Source organism: Streptococcus sp. oral taxon 061 (assembly GCF_013394695.1).
In the GTDB taxonomy this organism is placed as follows: domain Bacteria; phylum Bacillota; class Bacilli; order Lactobacillales; family Streptococcaceae; genus Streptococcus.
The window spans coordinates 78,055-101,232 of record NZ_CP058258.1 but is presented as its reverse complement, the minus strand read 5'-3'; the positions used below and the strand labels follow the sequence as shown (position 1 = coordinate 101,232).

At 40.6% G+C, this 23,178-nt stretch carries 20 protein-coding genes; 7 read left to right on the top strand and 13 right to left on the bottom strand.

Annotated elements, in window-relative coordinates:
• Positions 1-150: 150 nt before the first annotated feature.
• Positions 151-1,407, top strand: a complete 1,257-nt coding sequence (gene tyrS, locus HW271_RS00485; RefSeq protein ID WP_178894448.1) for a tyrosine--tRNA ligase — start codon at positions 151-153, stop codon at positions 1,405-1,407.
• A 53-nt stretch (positions 1,408-1,460) separates the two neighbouring features.
• A complete protein-coding gene (locus tag HW271_RS00480; RefSeq protein WP_178894447.1) occupies positions 1,461-2,309 on the top strand; it encodes a putative RNA methyltransferase in 849 nt (282 codons plus the stop codon).
• A 70-nt stretch (positions 2,310-2,379) separates the two neighbouring features.
• Here the strand turns inward: HW271_RS00480 and glgP are convergent, their stop codons facing one another.
• Both glgP and malQ read right to left on the bottom strand, forming a co-directional pair.
• On the bottom strand, positions 2,380-4,638 hold the full coding sequence (glgP, locus tag HW271_RS00475; protein WP_178894446.1) for a glycogen/starch/alpha-glucan family phosphorylase: 2,259 nt from the start codon (positions 4,636-4,638) through the stop codon (positions 2,380-2,382).
• A gap of 23 nt (positions 4,639-4,661) precedes the next feature.
• Complete coding sequence (gene malQ / locus HW271_RS00470) at positions 4,662-6,179, bottom strand: 4-alpha-glucanotransferase (RefSeq protein WP_178894445.1); 1,518 nt, start codon at positions 6,177-6,179, stop codon at positions 4,662-4,664.
• A 417-nt stretch (positions 6,180-6,596) separates the two neighbouring features.
• On the opposite strand from malQ, the gene HW271_RS00465 reads away from it, so the two are divergent.
• From HW271_RS00465 to HW271_RS00445, 5 genes are all read left to right on the top strand, one after another.
• A complete protein-coding gene (locus HW271_RS00465) occupies positions 6,597-7,865 on the top strand; it encodes an extracellular solute-binding protein (protein ID WP_178894444.1) in 1,269 nt (422 codons plus the stop codon).
• A 123-nt stretch (positions 7,866-7,988) separates the two neighbouring features.
• The gene (locus HW271_RS00460; protein ID WP_302851376.1) at positions 7,989-9,278 is read left to right on the top strand and encodes a carbohydrate ABC transporter permease; all 1,290 of its coding nucleotides are present in this window, start codon (positions 7,989-7,991) and stop codon (positions 9,276-9,278) included.
• 1 nt (position 9,279) lies between these two features.
• The gene (locus tag HW271_RS00455) at positions 9,280-10,122 is read left to right on the top strand and encodes a sugar ABC transporter permease (RefSeq protein WP_178894442.1); all 843 of its coding nucleotides are present in this window, start codon (positions 9,280-9,282) and stop codon (positions 10,120-10,122) included.
• 204 nt (positions 10,123-10,326) lie between these two features.
• Positions 10,327-11,127, top strand: a complete 801-nt coding sequence (locus HW271_RS00450) for a DUF1189 family protein (RefSeq protein ID WP_178894441.1) — start codon at positions 10,327-10,329, stop codon at positions 11,125-11,127.
• A gap of 9 nt (positions 11,128-11,136) precedes the next feature.
• Positions 11,137-12,123 carry a LacI family DNA-binding transcriptional regulator gene (locus tag HW271_RS00445; RefSeq protein ID WP_178894440.1) on the top strand — a complete coding sequence of 329 codons (987 nt, stop codon included), beginning with the start codon at positions 11,137-11,139 and terminating at the stop codon, positions 12,121-12,123.
• A gap of 54 nt (positions 12,124-12,177) precedes the next feature.
• Here the strand turns inward: HW271_RS00445 and HW271_RS00440 are convergent, their stop codons facing one another.
• The 11 genes from HW271_RS00440 to HW271_RS00390 form a co-directional block, all read right to left on the bottom strand.
• Positions 12,178-13,119, bottom strand: a complete 942-nt coding sequence (locus HW271_RS00440) for a YitT family protein (protein ID WP_178894439.1) — start codon at positions 13,117-13,119, stop codon at positions 12,178-12,180.
• Positions 13,097-14,860: an aspartate--tRNA ligase gene (gene aspS / locus HW271_RS00435; RefSeq protein WP_178894438.1), complete on the bottom strand. Its 1,764-nt coding sequence runs from the start codon at positions 14,858-14,860 to the stop codon at positions 13,097-13,099. The genes HW271_RS00440 and aspS overlap by 23 nt, the downstream gene beginning before the upstream one ends.
• A 138-nt stretch (positions 14,861-14,998) precedes the next feature.
• Positions 14,999-15,214, bottom strand: a complete 216-nt coding sequence (locus HW271_RS00430; protein ID WP_016466386.1) for a hypothetical protein — start codon at positions 15,212-15,214, stop codon at positions 14,999-15,001.
• Positions 15,215-15,232: 18 nt separating this feature from the next.
• Positions 15,233-15,874: a CPBP family intramembrane glutamic endopeptidase gene (locus HW271_RS00425; RefSeq protein WP_178894437.1), complete on the bottom strand. Its 642-nt coding sequence runs from the start codon at positions 15,872-15,874 to the stop codon at positions 15,233-15,235.
• A gap of 9 nt (positions 15,875-15,883) precedes the next feature.
• Complete coding sequence (locus HW271_RS00420; RefSeq protein ID WP_178894436.1) at positions 15,884-16,585, bottom strand: DUF3169 family protein; 702 nt, start codon at positions 16,583-16,585, stop codon at positions 15,884-15,886.
• A gap of 14 nt (positions 16,586-16,599) precedes the next feature.
• Entirely contained in the window at positions 16,600-16,950 is a 351-nt protein-coding gene (locus HW271_RS00415; protein WP_045613903.1) for a PspC domain-containing protein, read from the bottom strand.
• Entirely contained in the window at positions 16,947-17,150 is a 204-nt protein-coding gene (locus tag HW271_RS00410) for a hypothetical protein (RefSeq protein WP_006149605.1), read from the bottom strand. Before HW271_RS00410 ends, HW271_RS00415 begins: the two co-directional genes overlap by 4 nt.
• Positions 17,150-17,353 (bottom strand): helix-turn-helix transcriptional regulator, encoded by a 204-nt coding sequence (locus HW271_RS00405; protein ID WP_000916944.1) that lies wholly within the window; start codon positions 17,351-17,353, stop codon positions 17,150-17,152. The genes HW271_RS00410 and HW271_RS00405 overlap by 1 nt, the downstream gene beginning before the upstream one ends.
• A 163-nt stretch (positions 17,354-17,516) precedes the next feature.
• Positions 17,517-20,480: a glycosyltransferase PgfM1 gene (pgfM1, locus tag HW271_RS00400; protein ID WP_178894435.1), complete on the bottom strand. Its 2,964-nt coding sequence runs from the start codon at positions 20,478-20,480 to the stop codon at positions 17,517-17,519.
• Positions 20,481-20,502: 22 nt separating this feature from the next.
• Positions 20,503-21,462 (bottom strand): glycosyltransferase PgfS, encoded by a 960-nt coding sequence (gene pgfS, locus HW271_RS00395; RefSeq protein ID WP_178894434.1) that lies wholly within the window; start codon positions 21,460-21,462, stop codon positions 20,503-20,505.
• Between the two features lie 76 nt (positions 21,463-21,538).
• On the bottom strand, positions 21,539-23,062 hold the full coding sequence (locus HW271_RS00390) for an LPXTG cell wall anchor domain-containing protein (protein ID WP_178894433.1): 1,524 nt from the start codon (positions 23,060-23,062) through the stop codon (positions 21,539-21,541).
• Positions 23,063-23,178 lie beyond the last annotated feature (116 nt).

The window sequence follows — 23,178 nt, the reverse complement described above, 5'->3', positions numbered from 1 at the left end:
TTCTCTGAAAATATGCTAGTGCTATTATACCATATTTCACTCGTTTCCAAAAAAGTCCAAGCAGCAACTTTCTTCCCGATTTTACTAGGTTATTTGCCAAGTTTGTGGTAAAATAGGTAGAAACAATATTTTAAAAAGGAGAAAAGACACATGCACATTTTTGATGAGCTAAAAGAGCGTGGTTTGATTTTTCAAACGACTGATGAAGAAGCTTTGCGCAAAGCCCTAGAAGAAGGTCAAGTTTCTTATTATACTGGCTACGATCCAACTGCTGACAGCCTTCACCTAGGTCACCTTGTCGCAATCTTGACAAGTCGTCGTTTGCAGTTAGCAGGTCACAAACCTTATGCGCTCGTTGGCGGTGCTACAGGTCTCATTGGAGATCCGTCCTTCAAAGATGCTGAGCGTAGTCTCCAAACAAAAGACACAGTGGATGGCTGGGTCAAGTCTATCCAAGGACAACTTTCTCGCTTTCTTGACTTTGAAAATGGTGAAAATAAAGCTGTCATGGTCAACAACTACGACTGGTTTGGCAGCATCAGCTTCATTGACTTCCTCCGAGATATCGGAAAATACTTCACTGTCAACTACATGATGAGCAAGGAGTCTGTGAAGAAACGTATTGAAACAGGGATTTCTTACACTGAGTTTGCCTACCAAATCATGCAAGGTTATGACTTCTTCGTTCTTAATCAAGAGCACAATGTAACCCTTCAAATCGGTGGTTCTGACCAGTGGGGAAATATGACAGCTGGTACCGAATTGCTTCGTCGGAAGGCTGACAAGACTGGTCATGTCATCACTGTCCCACTCATCACAGACGCAACTGGTAAGAAATTTGGTAAATCTGAAGGGAATGCTGTTTGGCTCAACCCTGAAAAGACTTCTCCATACGAAATGTACCAATTCTGGATGAATGTCATGGACGCTGACGCTGTTCGCTTCTTGAAAATCTTTACTTTCTTGTCACTTGACGAGATCGAAGACATCCGCAAACAATTTGAAGCGGCGCCACACGAACGTTTGGCTCAAAAAGTCCTAGCTCGTGAAGTCGTAACACTTGTCCACGGAGAAGAAGCTTATAAAGAAGCTCTTAACATCACTGAACAACTCTTTGCTGGAAATATCAAAAACCTTTCTGTCAAAGAACTCAAACAAGGACTACGTGGTGTTCCAAACTACCAAGTACAAGCAGACGAAAACCACAATATCGTAGAACTTCTCGTATCTTCCGGTGTGGTTAACTCAAAACGTCAAGCCCGTGAAGATGTTCAAAATGGAGCTATCTATATCAACGGCGACCGCATCCAAGACCTTGACTATGTCTTGAGTGACGCAGATAAGTTAGAGGACGAACTCACCGTTATCCGCCGTGGTAAGAAGAAATACTTTGTTCTAACATACTAAAAAACAAACTGGATGCATTTGCCATCCAGTTCTTTTTTTGCTAGACTAAAACTATGAATACAAACCTCAAACCCAAACTCCAGCGCTTTGCTTCTGCTAGTGACTTTGCCTGCCCTATCTGCCAAGAAAATCTAACCTTGGTAGAAAACAGTCTCAAGTGTGATAATCGTCATTCTTTTGACTTGGCAAAATTTGGCTATGTCAATCTGGCTCCTCAAATCAAGCAATCCGCCAACTACGACAAGGAAAACTTTCAAAATCGCCAGCAAATCCTAGAAGCTGGCTTTTATCAGGCTATCTTAGAAGGTATCTCGGGCATACTAACCACTAACCCATCCGCAAAAACCATCTTGGACATTGGCTGTGGCGAAGGCTTCTACTCTCGTAAACTCCAAGAAGCCCATCCTGACAAGACCTTCTATTCTTTTGATATCTCGAAAGACTCAGTCCAAATCGCTGCCAAGAGTGAACCCAACTGGGTAGTCAACTGGTTTGTCGGTGACCTAGCTCGCCTTCCTATAAAAGATTCCAGCATGGATATCTCGCTTGATATCTTTTCACCTGCCAACTATGGAGAATTTCATCGTGTCTTATCCAAGGACGGCATCTTAATCAAGGTTATTCCTACTGAAAACCATCTCAAGGAAATCCGCCAAATGGTACAGGAACAACTGACAAAGAAAGATTATTCTAACCAAGATATCAAAGAACATTTCCAGGAACATTTTAGCATCCAGTCTAGTCAAATCGCTTCCCTGACCAAGCCCATTACAGCAGAACAACGCCAAGCCTTACTCAGCATGACTCCCCTGCTCTTCCACGTTGACCAAAGCAAGATTGACTGGAATCAACTGACAGAGATTACTATCGAAGCAGAGATTCTGGTTGGGAAAGCACTATAAACTAGTCTAAATACAAAAAAACGCATCTATTTAAGATGCGTTTTTGTTTTATAATCTGTTACAAAGAATCTTAGTTCAAGTGCCAGATATCTTCATTATACTGAGCGATTGTACGGTCAGATGAGAAGAATCCTGCTTTAGCAATGTTGACGATGACTTTATCCAACCATGCGTCACGGTCTTCGTAGTCAGCAAGCATTTGCTCTTTAACCTTGATGTAGTCTTCCAAGTCAAGAAGAGTCATGAACCAGTCTTTGTTAATCAATTCGTTGTAAAGACGTTCCAAGCGTTCTTTCTTACCAACTGCAAGAACAGCGTCACTCACGATGAAGTCAACCAATGGTTTGATAGCTTCACGTGCGTAGAATTCACTTGATTTGTAACCTGATTTCGCGTAAAGGTCGATAACAGTTTCTGAATCTTCACCGAAGATGTAGATGTTTTCGTCGCCAACCAACTCAGCGATTTCCACGTTAGCCCCGTCCATAGTACCAAGAGTCAAAGCCCCGTTCAACATGAATTTCATGTTACCAGTACCTGAAGCTTCTTTAGAAGCCAATGATATTTGTTCTGAGATGTCACATGCTGGGATCAAGAAGCTTGCTGCAGTAACGTTGTAGTTTTCAACCATAACCACTTGCAAGTGTGGAGCTACTGCTGGGTCGTTTGCAATCACTTCTGACAAGCAAAGGATCAAGTGGATGATGTCTTGAGCGATAGTGTAGGCAGGAGCTGCTTTACCACCAAAGAATACTGTGATTGGACGAGCAGGGATGTTACCAGCCTTGATGTCCAAGTATTTGTGGATCACATACAAAGCGTTCATTTGTTGACGTTTGTATTCGTGAAGACGTTTGATTTGGATATCAAAGATAGAGTTTGTATTGATTTCCACACCTTGGTGCTCTCTCAAGTGACGAGCCAATTTACGTTTGTTGTGAGCTTTGATGCTTTCCAATTTTTCTTTGACAGCAGCCTTGTCTTCGTATGAAAGAAGGTCTTCCAATTTAGAAGCTTCATGGTGCCATTCGCGTCCAAGAATCTCATCCAAGTAGTGAGACAAGCTTGGGTTAGCATGCATGAGCCAACGACGGAATGTGATACCGTTTGTTTTGTTGTTGAATTTTTCTGGGTAGATGTCGTAGAAAGCTTTCAACTCTGAGTTCTTCAAGATTTCAGTGTGAAGAGCTGCAACCCCGTTTACGCTGTATCCGTAGTGAATATCCATGTGCGCCATGTGTACACGATCATTCTCATCGATGATTTGAACAGCTGGGTCTTTGTATTCTGCTTTAACACGGCGGTCCAATTCTTTGATGATTGGTACCAAGTGAGGAACCACTTCTTCCAAGAATTCAAGAGGCCATTTTTCAAGGGCTTCAGCAAGGATTGTGTGGTTTGTGTAAGCAGTCATGCTACGAACGATAGAGATTGCTTCATCAAGTTCGATACCACGTTCAGTCAAAAGACGAATCAATTCAGGGATTACCATTGATGGGTGAGTATCGTTGATTTGTACAACTGCGTAGTCAGCAAGGTCGTGCAAGTTGCTTCCTTTTTCGATTGCTTCATCAATGATCAATTGTGCACCGTTTGAAACCATGAAGTATTGTTGGAAGATACGGAGCAATTCACCTTGTTTATCGCTATCGTCTGGGTAAAGGAAAAGAGTCAAGTTGCGAGCGATGTCTGTCTTGTCAAAGTTGATACCATCTTTGATGATTGAAGAATCAACTGAATCCAAGTCAAACAAACGCAAACGGTTTTTAGTAGCTGTTTTGTAACCAGGTACATCGATATCGTAAAGAGTAGATGTCAATGTAAAGTGTGCAAATGGCACTTGGTAGCTACGGCTTGAGCGAACCAACCAGTTTTGGTCAGTCAACCAAGCGTTAGGAATTGTTTCTTGTTGGTTGTTTTTAAGAACTTGTTGGAAAAGACCGAAGTGGTAGTTCAAACCAACACCGTCACCGTTCAAACCAAGTGTAGCGATTGAGTCGATAAAGCAGGCTGCCAAACGTCCCAAACCACCATTACCAAGTGATGGTTCCAATTCTACTTCTTCGATTTCGATCAACTCTTTACCTGCATCAGCAAGTTCTTTTTTAACTTCGTCATAAAGACCAAGGTTAATCAAGTTGTTTGACAAGAGTTTACCAATCAAGAACTCAGCTGAGATATAGTAAACTTTTTTCTTACCAGTGTTGACTGGTTTTTGGCTACTAGCAAGTTTGCTGTAGTTAAGAAGAGCAAGGTAAAGCTCTTCGTTACTACATTCTGCGATAGATTTATTGTAACGATTTTGTACAAATTCTTTTAATGGTAACATTTTTTGTGTCTCCTGATAATGTCTTATTTCTTTAATTCTACCAAATTTTCATTAATTCGGCGATAAATTGTAGTCAAGTCAAGCAAAGTTTCTTCGACAGCAGGAGTCAATTGATCCTCTGTCATACGCCATGACCAGTTTCCACCAAGAGTAGATGGGAAGTTCATACGAGCTGAACCATCCAACTCTAGCAAATCTTGCATAGTAGCGATAGTCATAAAGCTTACTGATGAAAAGGCTGTACGAAGCATAGCATGTACTACTGTTTCGTATTCCTTGCGGTTTGTATAGCGTGCCATGTACTCACGTGTTGGATCGTCAATCTCATCACGGTACCAACCAAGAACAGTGTTGTTATCGTGTGTTCCTGTATACATAACTGAGTTTGCTGGTGCCAAGTGTGGGCTGTCGATACTTTCATGTTCTGGGTTGAAGGCAAATTGAAGGACTTTCATTCCTGGGAATCCAGTACGCTCACGAAGCTCGATAACTTCATCAGTCATGAATCCAAGGTCTTCTGCGATGATGTTCAAGTCACCAAGTTCTTCTTTAACCGCTGCAAAGAGTTTGTAGTCAGGTCCTTTCACCCATTTACCAGGTGCCGCTGTTTTAGAACCAGCAGGGATTTCCCAGTAAGACTCAAATCCACGGAAGTGGTCGATACGAACGATATCGTAGATTTTAAAGCTTTCACGCAAGCGTTCAATCCACCATTTGTAGCCATCTTTGTCCATTGCTTCCCAGTCATAGATTGGGTTCCCCCAAAGTTGACCGTCTGCAGAAAACTCATCTGGTGGGCATCCTGCAATGTGAGTCGCTTTTCCGTTTTCATCTGTTTTAAAGAGATGCGGATTAGCCCACATATCGCTTGAGTCCTCAGCCACATAGATAGGCATGTCTCCAACGATTTCAATGTGGTTATCGTTGGCGTATGCTTTCAATTTCAACCATTGTTGGAAGAAAAGGTATTGGGTTACGCGATGGTAAACAAGCTTGTCAGCTAATTTCTCACGGTAACTTTCAAGAGTTGAAGCTTTGCGAGCACGAGCATCTGCATCTGGCCATTCTGTCCAAGCAAGGTTGTCAAAATACTCTTTGATTGCCATATACTCTGCAAATAGTTCAAGCCATGATTGATTTTCTTGCGCAAATTTTTCGAAGTCTTTGACATCTCCGACTTCAAGGAAACGTTTGACAGCTTTCTCTAGAAGTGGACGACGTGCGTAGTAGATTTTAGCGTAGTCAACTTCTGTTGGATTGCTGCCAAAATCAACACCTTCAAGATCTCTTGTTTCCAACAATCCTTGCTCTACCAAAATATCAAGATCGATAAAATGAGTGTTTCCAGCAAAAGCTGAGAATGATTGGTATGGAGAATCTCCATAGCTAGTTGTTCCCAAAGGAAGGATTTGCCAGTAGCGTTGCTTAGTGCGAACCAAGAAGTCAACGAAATCATAGGCGCTTTGACCAAATGATCCGATTCCGTATGCTCCTGGAAGTGATGAGATGTGCATCAACACACCGCTTTGACGTTTTTTCATATTAGCACCTCAAGTGTTTATATTGTTAATTACTTCAATTTTTGCGCAAACGTTTGCGCTAACTAAAGTATAACCCATTTCAAAAAGAAATGCAAGCGTTTTTAGAAAACTTTTTTTGATTTATTTATATAATTAAAAATGAAATTTACTATATCCTCTTCTCTTAACTTGATATTTTTTTCAAAAAAATTGCGCAATCGTTTCCATTCATCCATTTCCGAACATTTTTTCCTTAATTATTTATCTTTTCTTCCTATTATAGGGACAGTTTCCAGTTTTTCTTAACTTTAAGCTTTTTAAAAATTTTTATAAAAAACGCTTGCAACCGTTTTCTGTTTGTGCTATACTAGGGTCATAAGGGAAAACGTTTGCGTTTCCTCGAAATTAAAATTTGTTATTCTTTAGGAGGAATACACTATGTCAACTAAATTCATGAAGAGCGCAGCTGTACTTGGTACTGCTACTCTTGCTAGCTTGCTTTTGGTAGCTTGCGGAAGCAAAACTGCTGATAAAGCAGCTGATTCTTCTGCATCAGGAAGCCAAGAAATCACTTTCTACGTTGAAGATCAATACAAAGCCTTTGCTGAATCAGCTGCAAAAGCTTACGAAAAAGAAGCTGGTGTAAAAGTTAACATCAAAACAGGAGACCAAATGGGTGGGCTTGATAACCTTTCACTAGATAACCAATCTGGTAAAGCCCCTGATGTTATGATGGCTCCATACGACCGTGTAGGTAGCCTTGGTACTGACGGACAACTTTCAGAAGTAACTTTGAGCGACGGTGCTAAAACAGACGATACTACTAAATCTCTTGTAACTGTTGGTGGAAAAGTTTACGGTGCTCCAGCCGTTATCGAATCACTTGTTATGTACTACAACAAAGATTTGATTAAAGAAGCTCCAAAAACATTTGCTGACTTAGAAAACCTTGCTAAAGATAGCAAATACGCTTTCGCTGGTGAAGACGGAAAAACAACTGCTTTCCTAGCTGACTGGACTAACTTCTACTACGCATACGGACTTCTTGCAGGTAACGGTGCTTACGTATTTGGTGACAACGGTAAAAATCCTAAAGATATCGGTCTTGCTAACGATGGTGCTATCGCAGGTATCGAATACGCTAAGACTTGGTACGACAAATGGCCTAAAGGTATGCAAGATACTGAAGGTGCTGGAAACTTGATCCAAACTCAATTCCAAGAAGGTAAAACAGCTGCTATCATCGATGGTCCTTGGAAAGCTCAAGCATTCAAAGATGCTAAAGTAAACTACGGTGTTGCAACTATCCCAACTCTTCCAAACGGCAAAAACTACGCAGCCTTTGGTGGTGGTAAAGCTTGGATCATCCCATCAAGCACTAAGAACCTTGAAGGGGCTCAAAAATTTGTAGACTTCCTTGTTTCAACTGACCAACAAAAAGCATTCTACGATGCAACTAACGAAATCCCAGCTAATACTGAAGCTCGCGCTTACGCTGAAGGTAAAAACGATGAGTTGACTACAGCTGTTATCAAACAGTTCCAAAACGCTCAACCAATGCCAAACATCTCTCAAATGTCAACAGTTTGGGACCCAGCTAAAACAATGCTCTTTGACGCTGTAAGCGGTAAGAAAGATGCTAAAACAGCTGCTAATGATGCTGTAACATTGATCAAAGAAACAATCCAACAAAAATTTGGTAACTAATTGATTGATTCAAGGGAGATAATTTAAACATCTCCCTTGATTTTTAGATACACTGACAATGTTTTCAACAAACTTGCTGATTAGCATCGAGCCCAGAGCTCGTATCTTATGAAAGGAGCACTCATGGAACAACAACCAAAAAAAGCAGCCTTGCTTTCATTGATTCCTGGGTTGGGACAAATCTACAACAAACAAAAAGCTAAAGGTTTTATCTTCCTTGCTGTAACAGTGGCTTTTGTCCTCTATTTTATAGTACTTGCAGCACCAGAATTGAGCAACTTGATCACGCTCGGTGAAAAACCTGGCCGTGACAACTCTCTTTTCATGTTGATTCGTGGTGCATTCCACTCTATTTTTGTAATTGTTTACCTAGCCTTTTATATTCTCAATATTAAAGACGCTCACACTATTGCAAAACGTATTAATAATGGCATTCCTGTCCCATTGACATTGAAGGATATGATTAAAGGAATCTATGAAAATGGGTTCCCATACTTACTCATCATCCCATCTTATGTTGCCATGACATTTGCTATCATCTTCCCAGTTATTGTAACCTTGATGATTGCCTTTACCAACTATGATTTCCAACATTTACCACCAAATAAATTGTTGGATTGGGTTGGATTGACTAATTTCACAAACATCTGGAGCTTGAGTACCTTCCGTTCAGCCTTCGGTTCTGTTCTTTCTTGGACTATTATTTGGGCTTTATCTGCATCTACTTTGCAAATCGTACTCGGTATCTTTACAGCTATTATTGCTAACCAACCATTCATCAAAGGAAAACGTATCTTTGGTGTTATCTTCCTTCTCCCTTGGGCTGTTCCAGCCTTCATCACTATCTTGACATTCTCAAACATGTTCAACGATAGTGTCGGAGCTATCAATACTCAAGTTATCCCTCTCTTTGCTAAGGTTCTTCCTTTCCTAGATGGAGCACTTATCCCTTGGAAGACAAACCCAACTTGGACTAAGGTTGCCTTGATTATGATGCAAGGTTGGCTTGGATTCCCTTATATCTATGTCTTGACTCTCGGTATCCTACAGTCTATTCCAAACGACTTGTACGAAGCAGCTTATATCGATGGTGCAAACGCTTGGCAAAAATTCCGCAACATTACTTTCCCAATGATTTTGGCTGTTGCGGCACCTACTTTGATCAGCCAATACACCTTCAACTTTAACAACTTCTCTATCATGTACCTCTTCAATGGTGGTGGTCCTGGTAGTGTCGGTGGTGGAGCTGGTTCAACAGATATCTTGATCTCATGGATCTACCGTTTGACAACTGGTACAGCTCCTCAATACTCTATGGCAGCTGCCGTTACCTTGATTATTTCAATCATTGTCATCTCTATTTCTATGATTGCATTCAAGAAACTACACGCATTTGATATGGAGGACGTCTAAGATGAATAACTCAATCAAACTCAAACGTAGACTGACTCAAACCCTCACTTACCTCTACTTGATTGGACTTTCAATCGTCATTATCTATCCACTTTTAATCACGATTATGTCAGCCTTCAAGGCTGGTAACGTTGTGGCCTTTAAACTCGACGGCAATGTCAACTTTAGTCTTGATAACTTCAAAGGGCTCTTTACAGAAACCTTGTACGGCACATGGTACCTTAATACCTTGATCATCGCTTTGGTCACTATGGTCGTTCAGACAAGTATTATCGTACTTGCTGGTTATGCCTACAGCCGTTACAACTTCTTGGCTCGTAAGCAAAGTTTGGTCTTCTTCTTGATTATCCAAATGGTGCCAACAATGGCCGCTTTGACTGCCTTCTTCGTTATGGCCCTCATGTTGAATGCCCTTAACCATAGCTGGTTCCTCATCTTCCTCTACGTCGGTGGTGGTATCCCTATGAATGCTTGGTTGATGAAAGGTTACTTTGACACCGTGCCAATGTCTCTTGATGAGTCTGCAAAACTAGATGGTGCAGGACACTTCCGCCGCTTCTGGCAAATCGTTCTCCCTCTTGTTCGCCCAATGGTGGCTGTACAAGCACTCTGGGCTTTCATGGGACCTTTTGGAGACTATATCCTCTCTAGTTTCTTGCTTCGTGAAAAAGAATACTTTACAGTTGCCGTTGGTCTACAAACCTTCGTCAATAATGCGAAGAACTTGAAGATTGCCTACTTCTCAGCAGGTGCCATCCTCATCGCTCTTCCAATCTGTACACTTTTCTTCTTCTTGCAAAAGAACTTCGTTTCAGGACTTACAAGCGGTGGCGACAAGGGGTAATATACCCTCGCCACCCTTTTTCATTTTTGAACTTGTACATCGATTGTCTGGTGAGAAACATGAGCTTGCTGAGATTTCCTTGTTAGTTAGTGGATGAATCATAACAAACATTCACTTTTATCAAGGATTCTACTATCCCCGCTTGAAATAAAAAACATTTCTCTATATAATACTCGTATAGAAAATGCCTATAGAAAGAGATTTATGTTACCATATCCGTTTTCTTATTTTAATAGTATTTGGGGATTTCGTAAGCCCCTCTCTCATCGTTTTGGTCTAAACTGGTTTCAACTGATTTTTACCAGTATTTTCTTGATTAGCTTATCCATGGTGCCTATTGCTATCCAGAACAGTTCTCAGGAAACCTATCCTTTAGAGACGTTCATCGATGATGTCTATGCTCCATTGACGGACGGAGTCGTTCAGGATCTAGCTAAGAACGCCAAGATTGTAGATGGTAAACTAAGCTATACGGGTTTAACTCCTCATCAAGCTTCTGTTCAAATTGGAGATACTTCTAGTTCAAACTTCCCTAAGGAATTGCTCCTTCATTTTGAACCTGAGCAACTCGTCATCAGTAAGCAAGGAAAAGAACTAACCAGCATTCGCTATCATGCTATCACAACTGATAGTTTCCAAAGCAAGGAAAGCTTGACTCAGGCTATTTCAAAAGACTGGTATCAACAGAACCGCGTCTATATCAGCCTCTTCCTGGTCTTAGGTGCTAGTTTCCTCTTTGGACTTAATTTTTTCATTGTAGCTTTAGGCGCTAGCCTTCTGCTCTACTTTACGAAAAAATCTCGTCTCTTCTCATTTAAGACCTATAAAGAGTGCTATCATTTTATTTTGAACTGTTTAGGATTGCCAACTTTAATTACCTTGATTCTAGGTCTTTTGGGACAGAATATGGCAACTTTGATTACTGTTCAAAACATTTTATTTGTTCTATACCTGGTCACTATCTTTTATAAGACTCATTATCGTGATCCAGACTACCAAAAGTAGGAGATTATTATGCCTGTTACGATTAAAGACGTGGCCAAGGCTGCAGGAGTTTCACCTTCAACCGTAACCCGTGTTATTCAAAACAAATCAACCATTAGTGACGAAACCAAAAAACGAGTTCGAAAAGCAATGAAAGAACTCAATTATCATCCTAATCTAAATGCTCGAAGTCTCGTTAGCAGTTATACGCAAGTCATTGGTTTGGTTCTTCCAGATGACTCAGACGTTTTCTACCAAAACCCTTTCTTCCCTTCTGTTCTTAGAGGGATTGCACAGGTTGCCTCGGAAAATCACTATGCCATTCAGATTGCGACTGGTAAGGATGAGAAAGAGCGTTTAAACGCCATTTCACAAATGGTCTACGGAAAGCGTGTGGATGGGCTTATCTTCTTGTATGCTCAAGAAAATGATCCCTTGGTGCAACTAGTTGTCGATGAGCAATTCCCCTTCCTCATTCTTGGAAAATCACTTTCTCCTTTTATTCCGCTTGTTGATAATGATAACATCCAAGCCGGATTTGATGCGACCGAATATTTCATCAAAAAAGGATGCAGTCGCATTGCTTTCATTGGTGGTACCAAGAAGCTCTTCGTTACCCAGGATCGTCTGACAGGTTACGAGCAAGCACTTCAAGAACACGATCTACCTCTTGATAGTCAACGTACCTTCTTTGCAGACGAGTTTCTAGAAGAAAAGGGCTATAACTTTAGTAAACAACTCTTTAAACACGACCCTCAGACCGATGCTATTATTACAACAGATAGCCTCTTAGCTGAAGGTGTCTGTAACTACCTCAACGAACACCAGCTTGATGTTCCTGTTCTAAGCTTTGATTCGGTGAATCCAAGATTGAATCTAGCTGCCTATGTTGATATCAATAGCCTTGCTCTTGGCCGAACTTCATTTGAAACCATTCTGCAAATCATTAATGATGTCAAAGAGAATCGTCAAATCTGCTATCGTCAGGTGATTGCACACGAAATCGTTGAAAAATAAAAAACCAACTCTCTATTTTGAGTTGGTTTTTTTGTATTCTATTTACCTGAACAACTAGTTTTCAACTTCGACAAATCGTCCAAGAATATGAACATTCTCTGAGACCGATACAAAGGCTGTCGGATCAACTTGTTTCATAATCTGTTTAAAATCATTGAACTCTGCACGAGTGATAACCGTAATTAAAACTGCCTTACGCTCATGGTTATAAGTTCCTTCAGCATCATGGATCATCGTTGCCCCACGGTGCAATTTGTTGTGGATTTTCTCAATCACTGCATCTGGATTGCTAGTGACGATCATGGCCTGCATGCGTTTCTGTTTGGTGAAAACTGCATCTGTTACACGGCTTGAGACAAAGATCGTAATCATGGAATAAAGGGCATATTTCCAACCAAAGGTCAAGCCTGCAATCAGCATGATTGTCCCGTTCACTAGGAAGGAGATGCTTCCGACGTTTCGTCCTGTCTTCTTACGAATGGTAAGACTGACAATATCCGTTCCACCACTGGAAATGTTATGGCGTAAAGCAAAACCGATACCAAGTCCCATGACTACCCCACCAAAGAGAGCATTGATGATGGGATCCTCTGTCAAGACCACCACTGGCACAAATTGGATAAAGAGCGAGCTCATGGATACCGTGATAAAGGTAAATATCGTGAACTTATGCCCAATCTGGCGCCAAGCTAAAATCATGAGTGGTATATTGATACAATAGAAAGCTACAGAAATTGGAATATGGAAATTAAACCAGTAGTTACTAAGGCTTGAGATAATCTGAGCTAAACCTGTTGCTCCACTTGAATAAACGTGTCCTGGTTGGAAGAAGAAATTGACGGCTACTGCTGATAGAAAACCATATACCAGAGAAGCTGAAATTTTTTCATCGTATTTTTCTCGGGAGATACTTTGCAAAACACGTAAAATCTTCACCCGATAAGCAAAACGGCGCAGATAATGGTACCACTTTTTAGTTAGTTTCGTTTGTTTCATCTTGTTCTACTTGTAGATTGAGTTCCTCTAATTGTTTAAGAGCCACTGTTGATGGTGCTTGGGTCATTGGGTCAGTTGCTTTGTTGTTCTTAGGAAAGGCAATGACTTCACGGATATTTTCTTCGCCTGCTAAGAGCATTACAAAGCGGTCAAGTCCGATAGCCAAGCCACCGTGTGGTGGGAATCCATAATCCATGGCTTCCAAAAGGAATCCAAACTGGTCATTGGCTTCTTCAGCTGAGAATCCAAGGGCCTTGAACATGCGTTCTTGGAGTTCTTTTTGGTTAATACGAAGGCTACCACCACCAAGTTCATAACCGTTCAAGACGATGTCGTAGGCAATGGCACGAACCTTAGCCAAATCACCTTCTAGTTCATGAGCAGTATCTGCTTGAGGAAGAGTAAATGGATGGTGCGCACTCATGTAACGACCTTCTTCTTCAGACCATTCAAACATTGGCCAGTCAACAACCCAGAGGAAGTTGAACTTGTCAGTATCAATCAAGCCAAGCTCTTTGGCAATACGTCCACGAAGGGCACCGAGTGTTGCATTGGCCACTTCAAGTGTATCAGCTACAAAGAGAACTAAGTCCTTATCTTCAAGACCAAGCGCACTTGTTAAATCGCCTTGAATACCAGTCAAGAATTTCGCAACTGGACCGTTTAAGTCACCGTCAACAACCTTGACCCAAGCAAGACCTTTGGCACCGTACTGTTTGGCTACTTCAGTCATCTTGTCAATGTCTTTACGTGAGTAGTTGTCTGCTGCTCCTTTGACGACAATGGCTTTAACCGCAGGAGCTTCTGAGAAGACTTTGAAATCAACACCTTTGACAAGATCTGTCAAGTCTTGAAGCAACATCTCAAAACGAGTATCAGGCTTGTCAGAACCATAAAGAGCCATAGCATCATCATACTTCATTCGAGGGAATGGCAGTGTTACTTCTATGCCTTTTGTTTCCTTCATCACGCGCGCAATCAAGCCTTCTGTGATATCTTGAATTTCTTGCTCAGTCAAGAATGACGTTTCCAAGTCGACCTGAGTAAATTCTGGTTGGCGGTCACCACGCAAGTCTTCGTCACGGAAACATTTAACAATTTGGTAGTAACGATCAAACCCAGCATTCATCAACAACTGTTTTGTAATCTGCGGACTTTGAGGAAGGGCATAGAAATGGCCCTTATTAACACGAGATGGTACCAAATAGTCACGCGCCCCTTCTGGCGTTGATTTAGAAAGGAATGGTGTTTCTACGTCGATAAATTCCAACTCATCCAAGTAGTTACGGATAGAATGAGTTACCTTGGCACGAAGTTTAAGGTTTTCCAACATTTCTGGACGACGAAGGTCAAGGTAACGGTAACGTAGACGCGTATCATCGTTTGCTTCAATGCCATCCTTGATTTCGAATGGTGTTGTTTTGGCTGTGTTAAGCACAGTAAGAGCTGTTACATTCAGCTCAACTGCTCCAGTCGCCAACTTATCATTGGCTTGCTCACGTGCAGCAACTTGACCAGTCACCTCGATGACAAATTCACTACGAAGGCTTTCAGCTGTTGCCATCACCTCTGCAGATACTTTTTCTGGGTTGATAACCAACTGCATGATTCCTTCACGGTCGCGAAGGTCGATAAATATCAAACCACCAAGGTCACGACGACGGGCAACCCATCCTTTCAAGGTAATTTCTTGTCCGATGTGCTCCTCACGAACACGACCAGCATACATACTACGTTTCATGTTTTCTCTCCTCTTTTATTCTGTTACTATTTTACCATAAAAGCGCAGGCTCTTCATGAAAATCATCAGAAAAGTTGAGAAGAATCCTGCTATAAATGAAAAAATCCAGCAAAGTTATTCGCTGGATTTAGGTTTTCTTTATTTTTTACGCTTTTCCGCAATCTCTGCCGCCTTTTTAGGGAGAACAATCTCCGTTGCATAAGCCGTCGCAAATCGCATAATACCTGCGATTGGTGCGAAGATTACTGCTAAATAGTTATAAAAGAAATCCCCTTTTAAAGCATAGGCAAGCACTCCAATGATAAAGAAAAGAACAACTGCCTGAATCACTGCTAATAATATCACTCGTTTCATGACTTCCTCCTGAGTCTATTATAGCATGATTATCATTAAAAATCCGATTAAATTATTTAAAGCATGTAAAGCAATGCTGTAAGCCAGTCCACCCTTGCTGATATAAGCCAACCCCAAGCTCAAACCGAGGGAACCATACACTAGGAATTGTTGTGGAGTTCCAGGGAAATGAACGAGGGCAAAGATGATGCTTGTTACTAGTAGAAAGAGAGCTGTCTGCTTGATGTTATCCTGTTGAGGGAAGACATAACGAGCTAGCATACCTCTAAAGGTTAACTCTTCTGTCAGGGGCGCAAAGACAACTATCATGAAGAAAGCGAAGAGAGGTTGATTATGAGTCAATTGTTCTGCCGTCTGTTGATTGACTGATGGATCATTTGGCAAAAAGAATTGGGCAACAATGACAAGGGCCCATACCAAGGCAGGCAACCAGATGTATTTGTTGAGGGCTGTTTTTTCAATCGTAACGGTTCCTGTCTTATACCACTTGTAGGTAACAAAGGTGAAAATTCCTGCCAATAAGACATATACCGGGACAAAAACGTAGTCAGGTGCTCCCAACTTCATCGCCGCCACACCTACACCCTGAATAAAACTATAAATCATAATAAATGATAAGAAAGTAAGACTATACCAGCCGATATTTTTAAGTGTTTTCATAATATTCTCCTATTTGAAATAACGTTTTGTTTTGCGCAACTGTGCAACATTCGTGTACAAATGGATGACAACTGCTACGAGTAGAGCAACCAACTGTACTTGTCCTAATACTACAGATAGTACTACTAAGACAACATAGATGCCAGGAATGAGGATTTGATTGACCTTGAACAAGATCAAGTAAGCTTCTTCCATCTCAGCCTGTTTTTCTCCCTCATCATAAGTGTCCAGGTATTCCAAAACTTCCTTGGGTGTGGCCATAACAGAAAGTTTATAGTTACGAATCTTGCTAGTGATTTTTAGGCAGTAAACACCCGACCAAATACTTACAACTATCAAAAGTAAGGATGTTGCTGATATGCCGAATCTTCCTAAGTCTAAAAGCATACAGAATAGCATACTAATTTGGGAAACATTCCAAGCTACTGTAGCATAATCTAAGAAGCGATACGTAGCAAGGTAGTCTTGCTCATTTCCTTCATCCTCTTCTTCTCGTTGATAATTCTGATAAGCCTGATGACTTTTTCTAGTGAAATAAAATGTTAGGATTGCCGTAATCAGCCCTAGACCAAAAAAGATTGAGAACAAGACAGGGATTACTTGCTCTTGACTAATACCTAAAGGTTTAACTCCAAGAGCTCCGGCAAGTATTCCTAATAAAGCTCCTATAATAAAAAGTTTCAGTGCAAAAATTATGTGATTCTTTTCCATATTTTAACCTCTTTCTAAAACAAGCCAGACAACCATTGACCAAAGGATTTCCCCGATTCAAAAATAGCTGTCAAACCTTCTGCTCCAAGCGACACCAAAAGCAAACAAACAACAAGTAAGAGAATAGCTTGGTTTCTTGCTTTCTTCGCTCCATCTCCCAAGGGCTCATTCCCAAGCCAACCTGCTAGATAAGCATAGAGAGTCACGGTTATAATCCCAATCTCCGTCGAAGAGAGAAACAAGAAGACTGTCACCAAACGAACAATGTTGGCTTGAATGTTAAAATAGTTTCCTAAACCTGCACAAACACCGGCAAGTTCTTTGTTCTCAGTATCGACTTGAAAACCTGCTAAAAACTCTTTCATAACTTTTCTCCTTTTACGAGTTCTTTAAACTTTATTTTTTTCTCTACCCATCTAAAGACTAATAGTAGCACTATATTATTCCAGAAGAGGTACTTGCCTTCTACGATGGTAAACCAACCAAATAGGCTTCCAATCATAGCCAAAAGATTTACGATAAACACAACTATAGATAGATAATAAATCACTTTATACTTGTTCATCACTCATCCTCCTCTAAGCGAAAGACTGACTCGACTGGCTCATGGAATATCTGAGCAATCTTCAGGGCAATGACGATGGATGGCGTGTACTCATCCCGTTCTAGCAAACTGATGGTTTGCCTGGACACGCCAGCTAGTTTGGCCAGCTCGGTTTGATTCAGGCCATCGCGAGCCCGAAGCTCTTTTAGACGATTTTTTAGCATGTCTTTTTTCTCCTTTGTTCTTTATCTTGATTTCATTGTAACACATCTTTTTATTTTTGACAAGTATATTTGTCAAAAAGTTTAATATTTTTGTCATTTTGCAAAAGAAAACGGTCAGGATACCATTCCTGACCGTATTTTTTTATAGTTGATAAAAGATTGCTTAGTCAGCTGATGGAGCGTATTGACTTTCTTTCAGCTGGTTTTTATCATCCTTTTTGTAATCTCTTCTGACAATATAAAGCGTTGTTAGACTGATGAGAGTCAATACAGCACCTGTAACCCTTCCTTTTTGTGAGAAGACAAATTCTACTTTGTGTTGTCCAGAAGTAATCGGGAAGGAAATAAAGCTGTTCCATGCTTTTGTCACAGGTACATCCTTACCATCTACTTTCACCTTCCAACCCTCGCTATAAGGGATAGAAGTCATCATATATTTACTGTCGTCAGTAATATTCACTGAACCGACGATATGAGTATTCGAGAATTTCTCAACTTGTAGACCTTGTGCCTTCCTTTTTTCTAAAGCACTTTGAATTTGACTGATTTCTGCGCGGTAAACTCCTGCGTTTGAAAGGTCAACCTTGTCTGTTTTAAAGCGGAACTCCAGTACAGACTCTTGATTCTCTGCATTGTCAGCGATTTGCCATAGTTGACGTTGCGTATTTCTCTTGGAATGAGTGAACCACTTGCCGTTCAGAAGGACAGAGTAATCTTTCTCTGTATTTAGACCTGCAGGTACGAAGAAGTAATAAGTTAAATCTGTTCGAGGAGTAATTCGGTAGCGAACAATTGCATCCTTAGAAGAATCTACACGCTTGTAAACTGCGGTTCCTTTTTCTTTGTCGACATTTTCCTCAGTAAGATTTTCTGTTTCGACATCTCCATAGGCTAGGGGCTTGAAATAATCGAGGTAATTTTCTTCGTCTTTTTTCGCACCTTCCATAGAGTTGAGAATGATATTTTGGTTTTGAATAGCGTTGTTTTTACCGAAGCTGATATTTCTTACTAAATCATTTGTTCCATAGGCTAATGGGAACGAATTGGGATTTTCATACACAATATAGCGCTCATCTTCATAGACCTTACGCGTGAAATAACGGTGCATATCAAAACGGCTAGCAAAACGAGTGAAATACATTCTCTCAGGATGAGCTTCTTTCTCTGTAGGATCCAGATCCTTGACATCCATATAGTAGCGAACACCGTATAGGGCATCTGTTAAGAGGGTCCCATTTTCATACTCTGTCGCCGCATTAATCCCTTGATCACCCATGTAGGCGAATTGATCCATGGTCGTACGCTCTAAGCTAGAACTAAAGGTACTTAAACCTGGGTAGGAAACAAGCGATGGCACTGTTTTTGAATAGGCAAAGGTGGAGGCGATTCGATAGAATGGTTGGTCTGCTTGTTTCTGAACATCATCTGTCACTTGTTTTACAGATACCGTTGCATCTACAAACTTATCTACATCCGCATACCCAAAGGTTGCTTGAGATAGATAAGCGTTGTAACCCAACTCAAAGATTGTTAGGGTAGATAAGGCAAGAATGGCTAATCTTGTCATTCTTGAGCGCAGTAAGAAGATAACCGCCAAGTAAACCAACAAGGTTAATACAACCTGAGATAAGAGATAACCTGTTTGGAGAAGAATGCCTAAAAGAAGGACGACAGCCCCAGCTATCAATAGCACCATTTTTTTCACTTTAGGATCTTTACGAGAACGACTCCAATAGAGATAAGAGCAAGCTGCAGTGATAGCTAATAGTAAAATCCAAAATCCAATAACATTCTTTGTTAGAAATTGAGTCAATGCTTCTGGCTGTGTTTTTGGAAGATAGGTGAATTTCTTTGTATAGAGATAAATTGCTGATAAAACTAGTAACACAGCTGAAAGCAGCTTCCCTCTGCGAGAAATTTCTACTTGTCCCTTAACTACCTGATAGGCTAAAACGAGCATAAAGAACGAGAATAACCATGAGAAACGGAAGAAGAATCCAGCTGGATTTTGTCCCATATGCCAGATTTTACTTACAAACTCATTGACAAAGGAAAGGAAGAAGACGAAGGTGACTGCTCCTGCAGCCCAACGTTTTTCCTTAGCTATATCCTTCGATGTAAAGTAGAGGATAAAACCTAGAAATCCTAAAGCACCTATGTAGATATTTGGAAGATTAGGTCCAGCTGACCAGCCTGAGGCAGTATCAAAACCACCGATAGCCAGTTTAGACAGGATATCCACAGGATTGATCTGAAAGGCGAAGGAGAACTTCATGGCATCTCCAACTTGCCCCTTACTCTCAAGGAGATTATAGAAAACTGGCACAATCAACACCGATGCCGTAGCAACCCCAATGACAGAGAAGGCAAATGTTTTTACCAAAGGACTCAAGAAGTGTTTCATCTTTTGCTTCAGAGTTCCCTGGATAGAGAGGCGTGGTGAAACATAATAACAAGAGTATAGGACGATAAAAATCGAAATCATATACCCCATATAGAACTGCAGAAAGACTGTTAGTCCTAAAATAAAGGCATAACGATAGGGTCTTCCTCCATCCAAGATCTCTTCCAGATAAACGATAACGAGCGGTAGCATAATCATGGCATCATAGAAAATGACGTTCATCTGATAAGAAACGAGCATGCCTGAAAGAGCATAGGCTGTTGCAAATAAAGGCACCAACCACACACGTGATTCTGCACCTTTATAGCGCTTAATCAGGAAATGAGAGAAAGAAAGTCCGATTGCGCCGTATCTGAGCCAAATGGTCAGAAAGACTGCCAAACCATAATGTTTGAAGGGAACAATAATATAAAAAATATTAAAGGGACTCATCAAGTAATAGCCTAAAACCCCTATCATATCTCCACCGAGAGATTTGGTAAAGGAATAAGTCAGACTACTCAAATCGCCTGTAAGTACAGCATTTTTAAGCAAGCCAAAAAAGCTGATATACTGCTGACCAAAGTCAACTGCCATCAGACTTTTATTCCCAAAGGGATAGCTACCCATGAAGAACCAAACAACCAGCATGATGGTCATCGGTAGTAAGGAACTTATCGTATAAAGCAAGGCTTTAGGGTGTTTCCCTTTTAACTCTTGCCAACGCGTTAACCACTTATCCATGTTTGTTTTCTCCTATATCTTCTTAACCAATCTTATCTTTTTCAGCATGGTCAATATTGCTTTTCGCGACGATAAAGTGAGGACGTTGCTTCACCTCGTAATAAATCTTTCCGATATACTCTCCAAGCACACCGATGAAGATCAGCTGAACACTGCTAAACAAGATGATAGCTGCTATTGTAGTGAAATAGCCACTCGTATAGTCGGAAGAGAAGATAAACTTACAAAATTCATAAACAATGTAGAGAAGAGACAGAGCCATGCTGACAAATCCAAATTGGATACAAATCCTAAGAGGACGATCATTAAATGAGATAATCCCCTGGAAAGCATAGTTCATAGACTTCTTAAAGCCGAATTTACTTTTCCCTGCTATACGCACTTCGTTTTTATAAGGGATAACCTTCTCTTTAAAACCGATCCACTCATAAAGCCCTTTGTTAAATCGGTTGTACTCAGGCAGCGAAACAAACACATCCACAGCTCTCTTGCTGAGGAGTCGTAATTCAGATTTCCCGTCTGTTAACTTGACATCCATGGAATGGTTCGAGAATTTATAAAAACTACGAGCAAAGAAGCTTCCTACAAATGACTCCCCTTCTCGAGTTCTCTGACCGCTGACGATGTCATATCCTTCTTTATAAGCTTCTACAAAGAGAGGGATAAGGTAGGGCGGATGTTGCAAATCACCATCCATCACCATAACTGCATCACCAGTCGCATACTTAAAACCAGCAAGAATTCCACTCTCGCGTCCAAAGTTTCTACTAAAGCTGATATACTTGACCCGTGGGTTTTCATTGGCAATAGCATCGATTAATTCTAGTGTGCTATCGCTACTGCCGTCATCCACATAGAGAATTTCGTAGTCAGATAGTTCTTCCGATAAAATCATACTCTCTAACTTCTCAGAGATGGCTTTATGTGTTTGAGCGAGAACTAATTCTTCATTTAAAAGAGTGATAAGAATTGATAGTTTCATCTAAATACTCCATAATATCTACTTTTTTAAAAAAGGGAGAGAGCCATGCTCTCCCCTATCTAAAGAAACTCAACTATTACTTATTAGAATATTTACGTTTCAATACAACTGTGCCTGATAAGATGACGATTCCGGCAAATACCAAGCCAGTTCCTACAGATTCGCCAGTTTGAGGAAGTTTTGGTTTCTCCTCCGTAGTAGTTGTCCCAGGAACGTCTGGTTTTGAGGTTGTCGTAGTCGTTGTCGTTGGTTCTTCTGTCGTTGTGGTTGTGGAAGTTGTCGTTGGTTCTTCTGTCGTTGTCGTTGTAGAAGTTGTCGCTGGTTCTTCTGTCGTTGTCGTTGTAGAAGTTGTCGTTGGTTCTTCTGTCGTTGTAGTTGTAGAAGTTGTCGCTGGACCTTCTGTCGTTGTAGTTGTAGAAGTTGTCGCTGGTTCTTCTGTCGTTGTCGTTGTAGAAGTTGTCGCTGGTTCTTCTGTCGTTGTCGTTGTAGAAGTTGTCGTTGGTTCTTCTGTCGTTGTCGTTGTAGAAGTTGTCGTTGGTTCTTCTGTCGTTGTAGTTGTAGAAGTTGTCGTTGTGGTTGTTGTGGTCGTAGTAGTCTTATCTCCACTACCCTCACCTGAACCTGTTTCTAAACGGGTCAATGCACTGACTGAACGAGATTTTTGGAAGTTACTTGCTGACCATTCCAAAACATTGGCAACTTGAGTACCTTTTGGAAGTTCTGAAGTTAATTCTGTTGTGTACTCAATGTACATTGCCCAGTTCCAGTTGTCACCAAAGTTAATGGTGAACCCTGTGATTTTACCATCCGCATTTCGAGTAAATTCAGCTTTTTTGCTAAAGTTATCAATTGGTTCCAGTTTAAGAAGTGCTGCTTCATTTGGAATCTTCTCTGGTTGCGTTGCATAACGAACCGCACGGAAAGAGCTTTCCACCAAGACTTGTCCACTATCGCTAAAGTCATCTTTAATGACCATGTTGTTCAATTTATCTTGAACAGCATTCAAAACAACACGCCACTTGATGCGATTAGGATTTTCTGAATCTTGGTAACCATACTTCATTTCATAGTCACCAGCTTCACCGTCTGTTTTATTGTAATTGAGGGTATATTTTTCTGTCCCGAATTGGAAAGTATATTTACCAGATTCTGGTAAGTTCGTTACATTTGGACGCACAGAATATTTCAAAGACATTACCTTATCTTTGTAATTCTTAGAGAAATAATCTGTAAATGTGATCGTTACTTTTTGAGTGCTTGGATCTGTCACAGCATTCCCAATCACTTCACCACTACTATGAGTAATTGGAAATTCTAGCTTAGTAATCAAGCCCAATTCTTTAGGAAGGTCAAGTACCAGTATATCGCCTTCCTTAATTTGTTGAGTATCAGGGAAAGAAATGGTATTGGTTGCTTCCAAAACTTTACCTGTTCCGATTTGAGTGTCAGATGTCAATGGTTGACCATCAACAGTGATTGATGTTTTATTGGTATAGTCTGTAACATCAGCTGCAAATACTGTTGTCAGTACCGTCAAAGATAACACGATTATACCCAAAAATGCAAACACGCGCATCGTGTTCTTTTTAAAATAATTCATGGTTGACTCCTCTTAATTAATCAAATATATCATAGCATTTTTTGAATTCGTTTACAAGCTATTTTTAATAATATTCCAGTTTTCCCAACTTTTTATATAAAAATAGTCTTCAATGG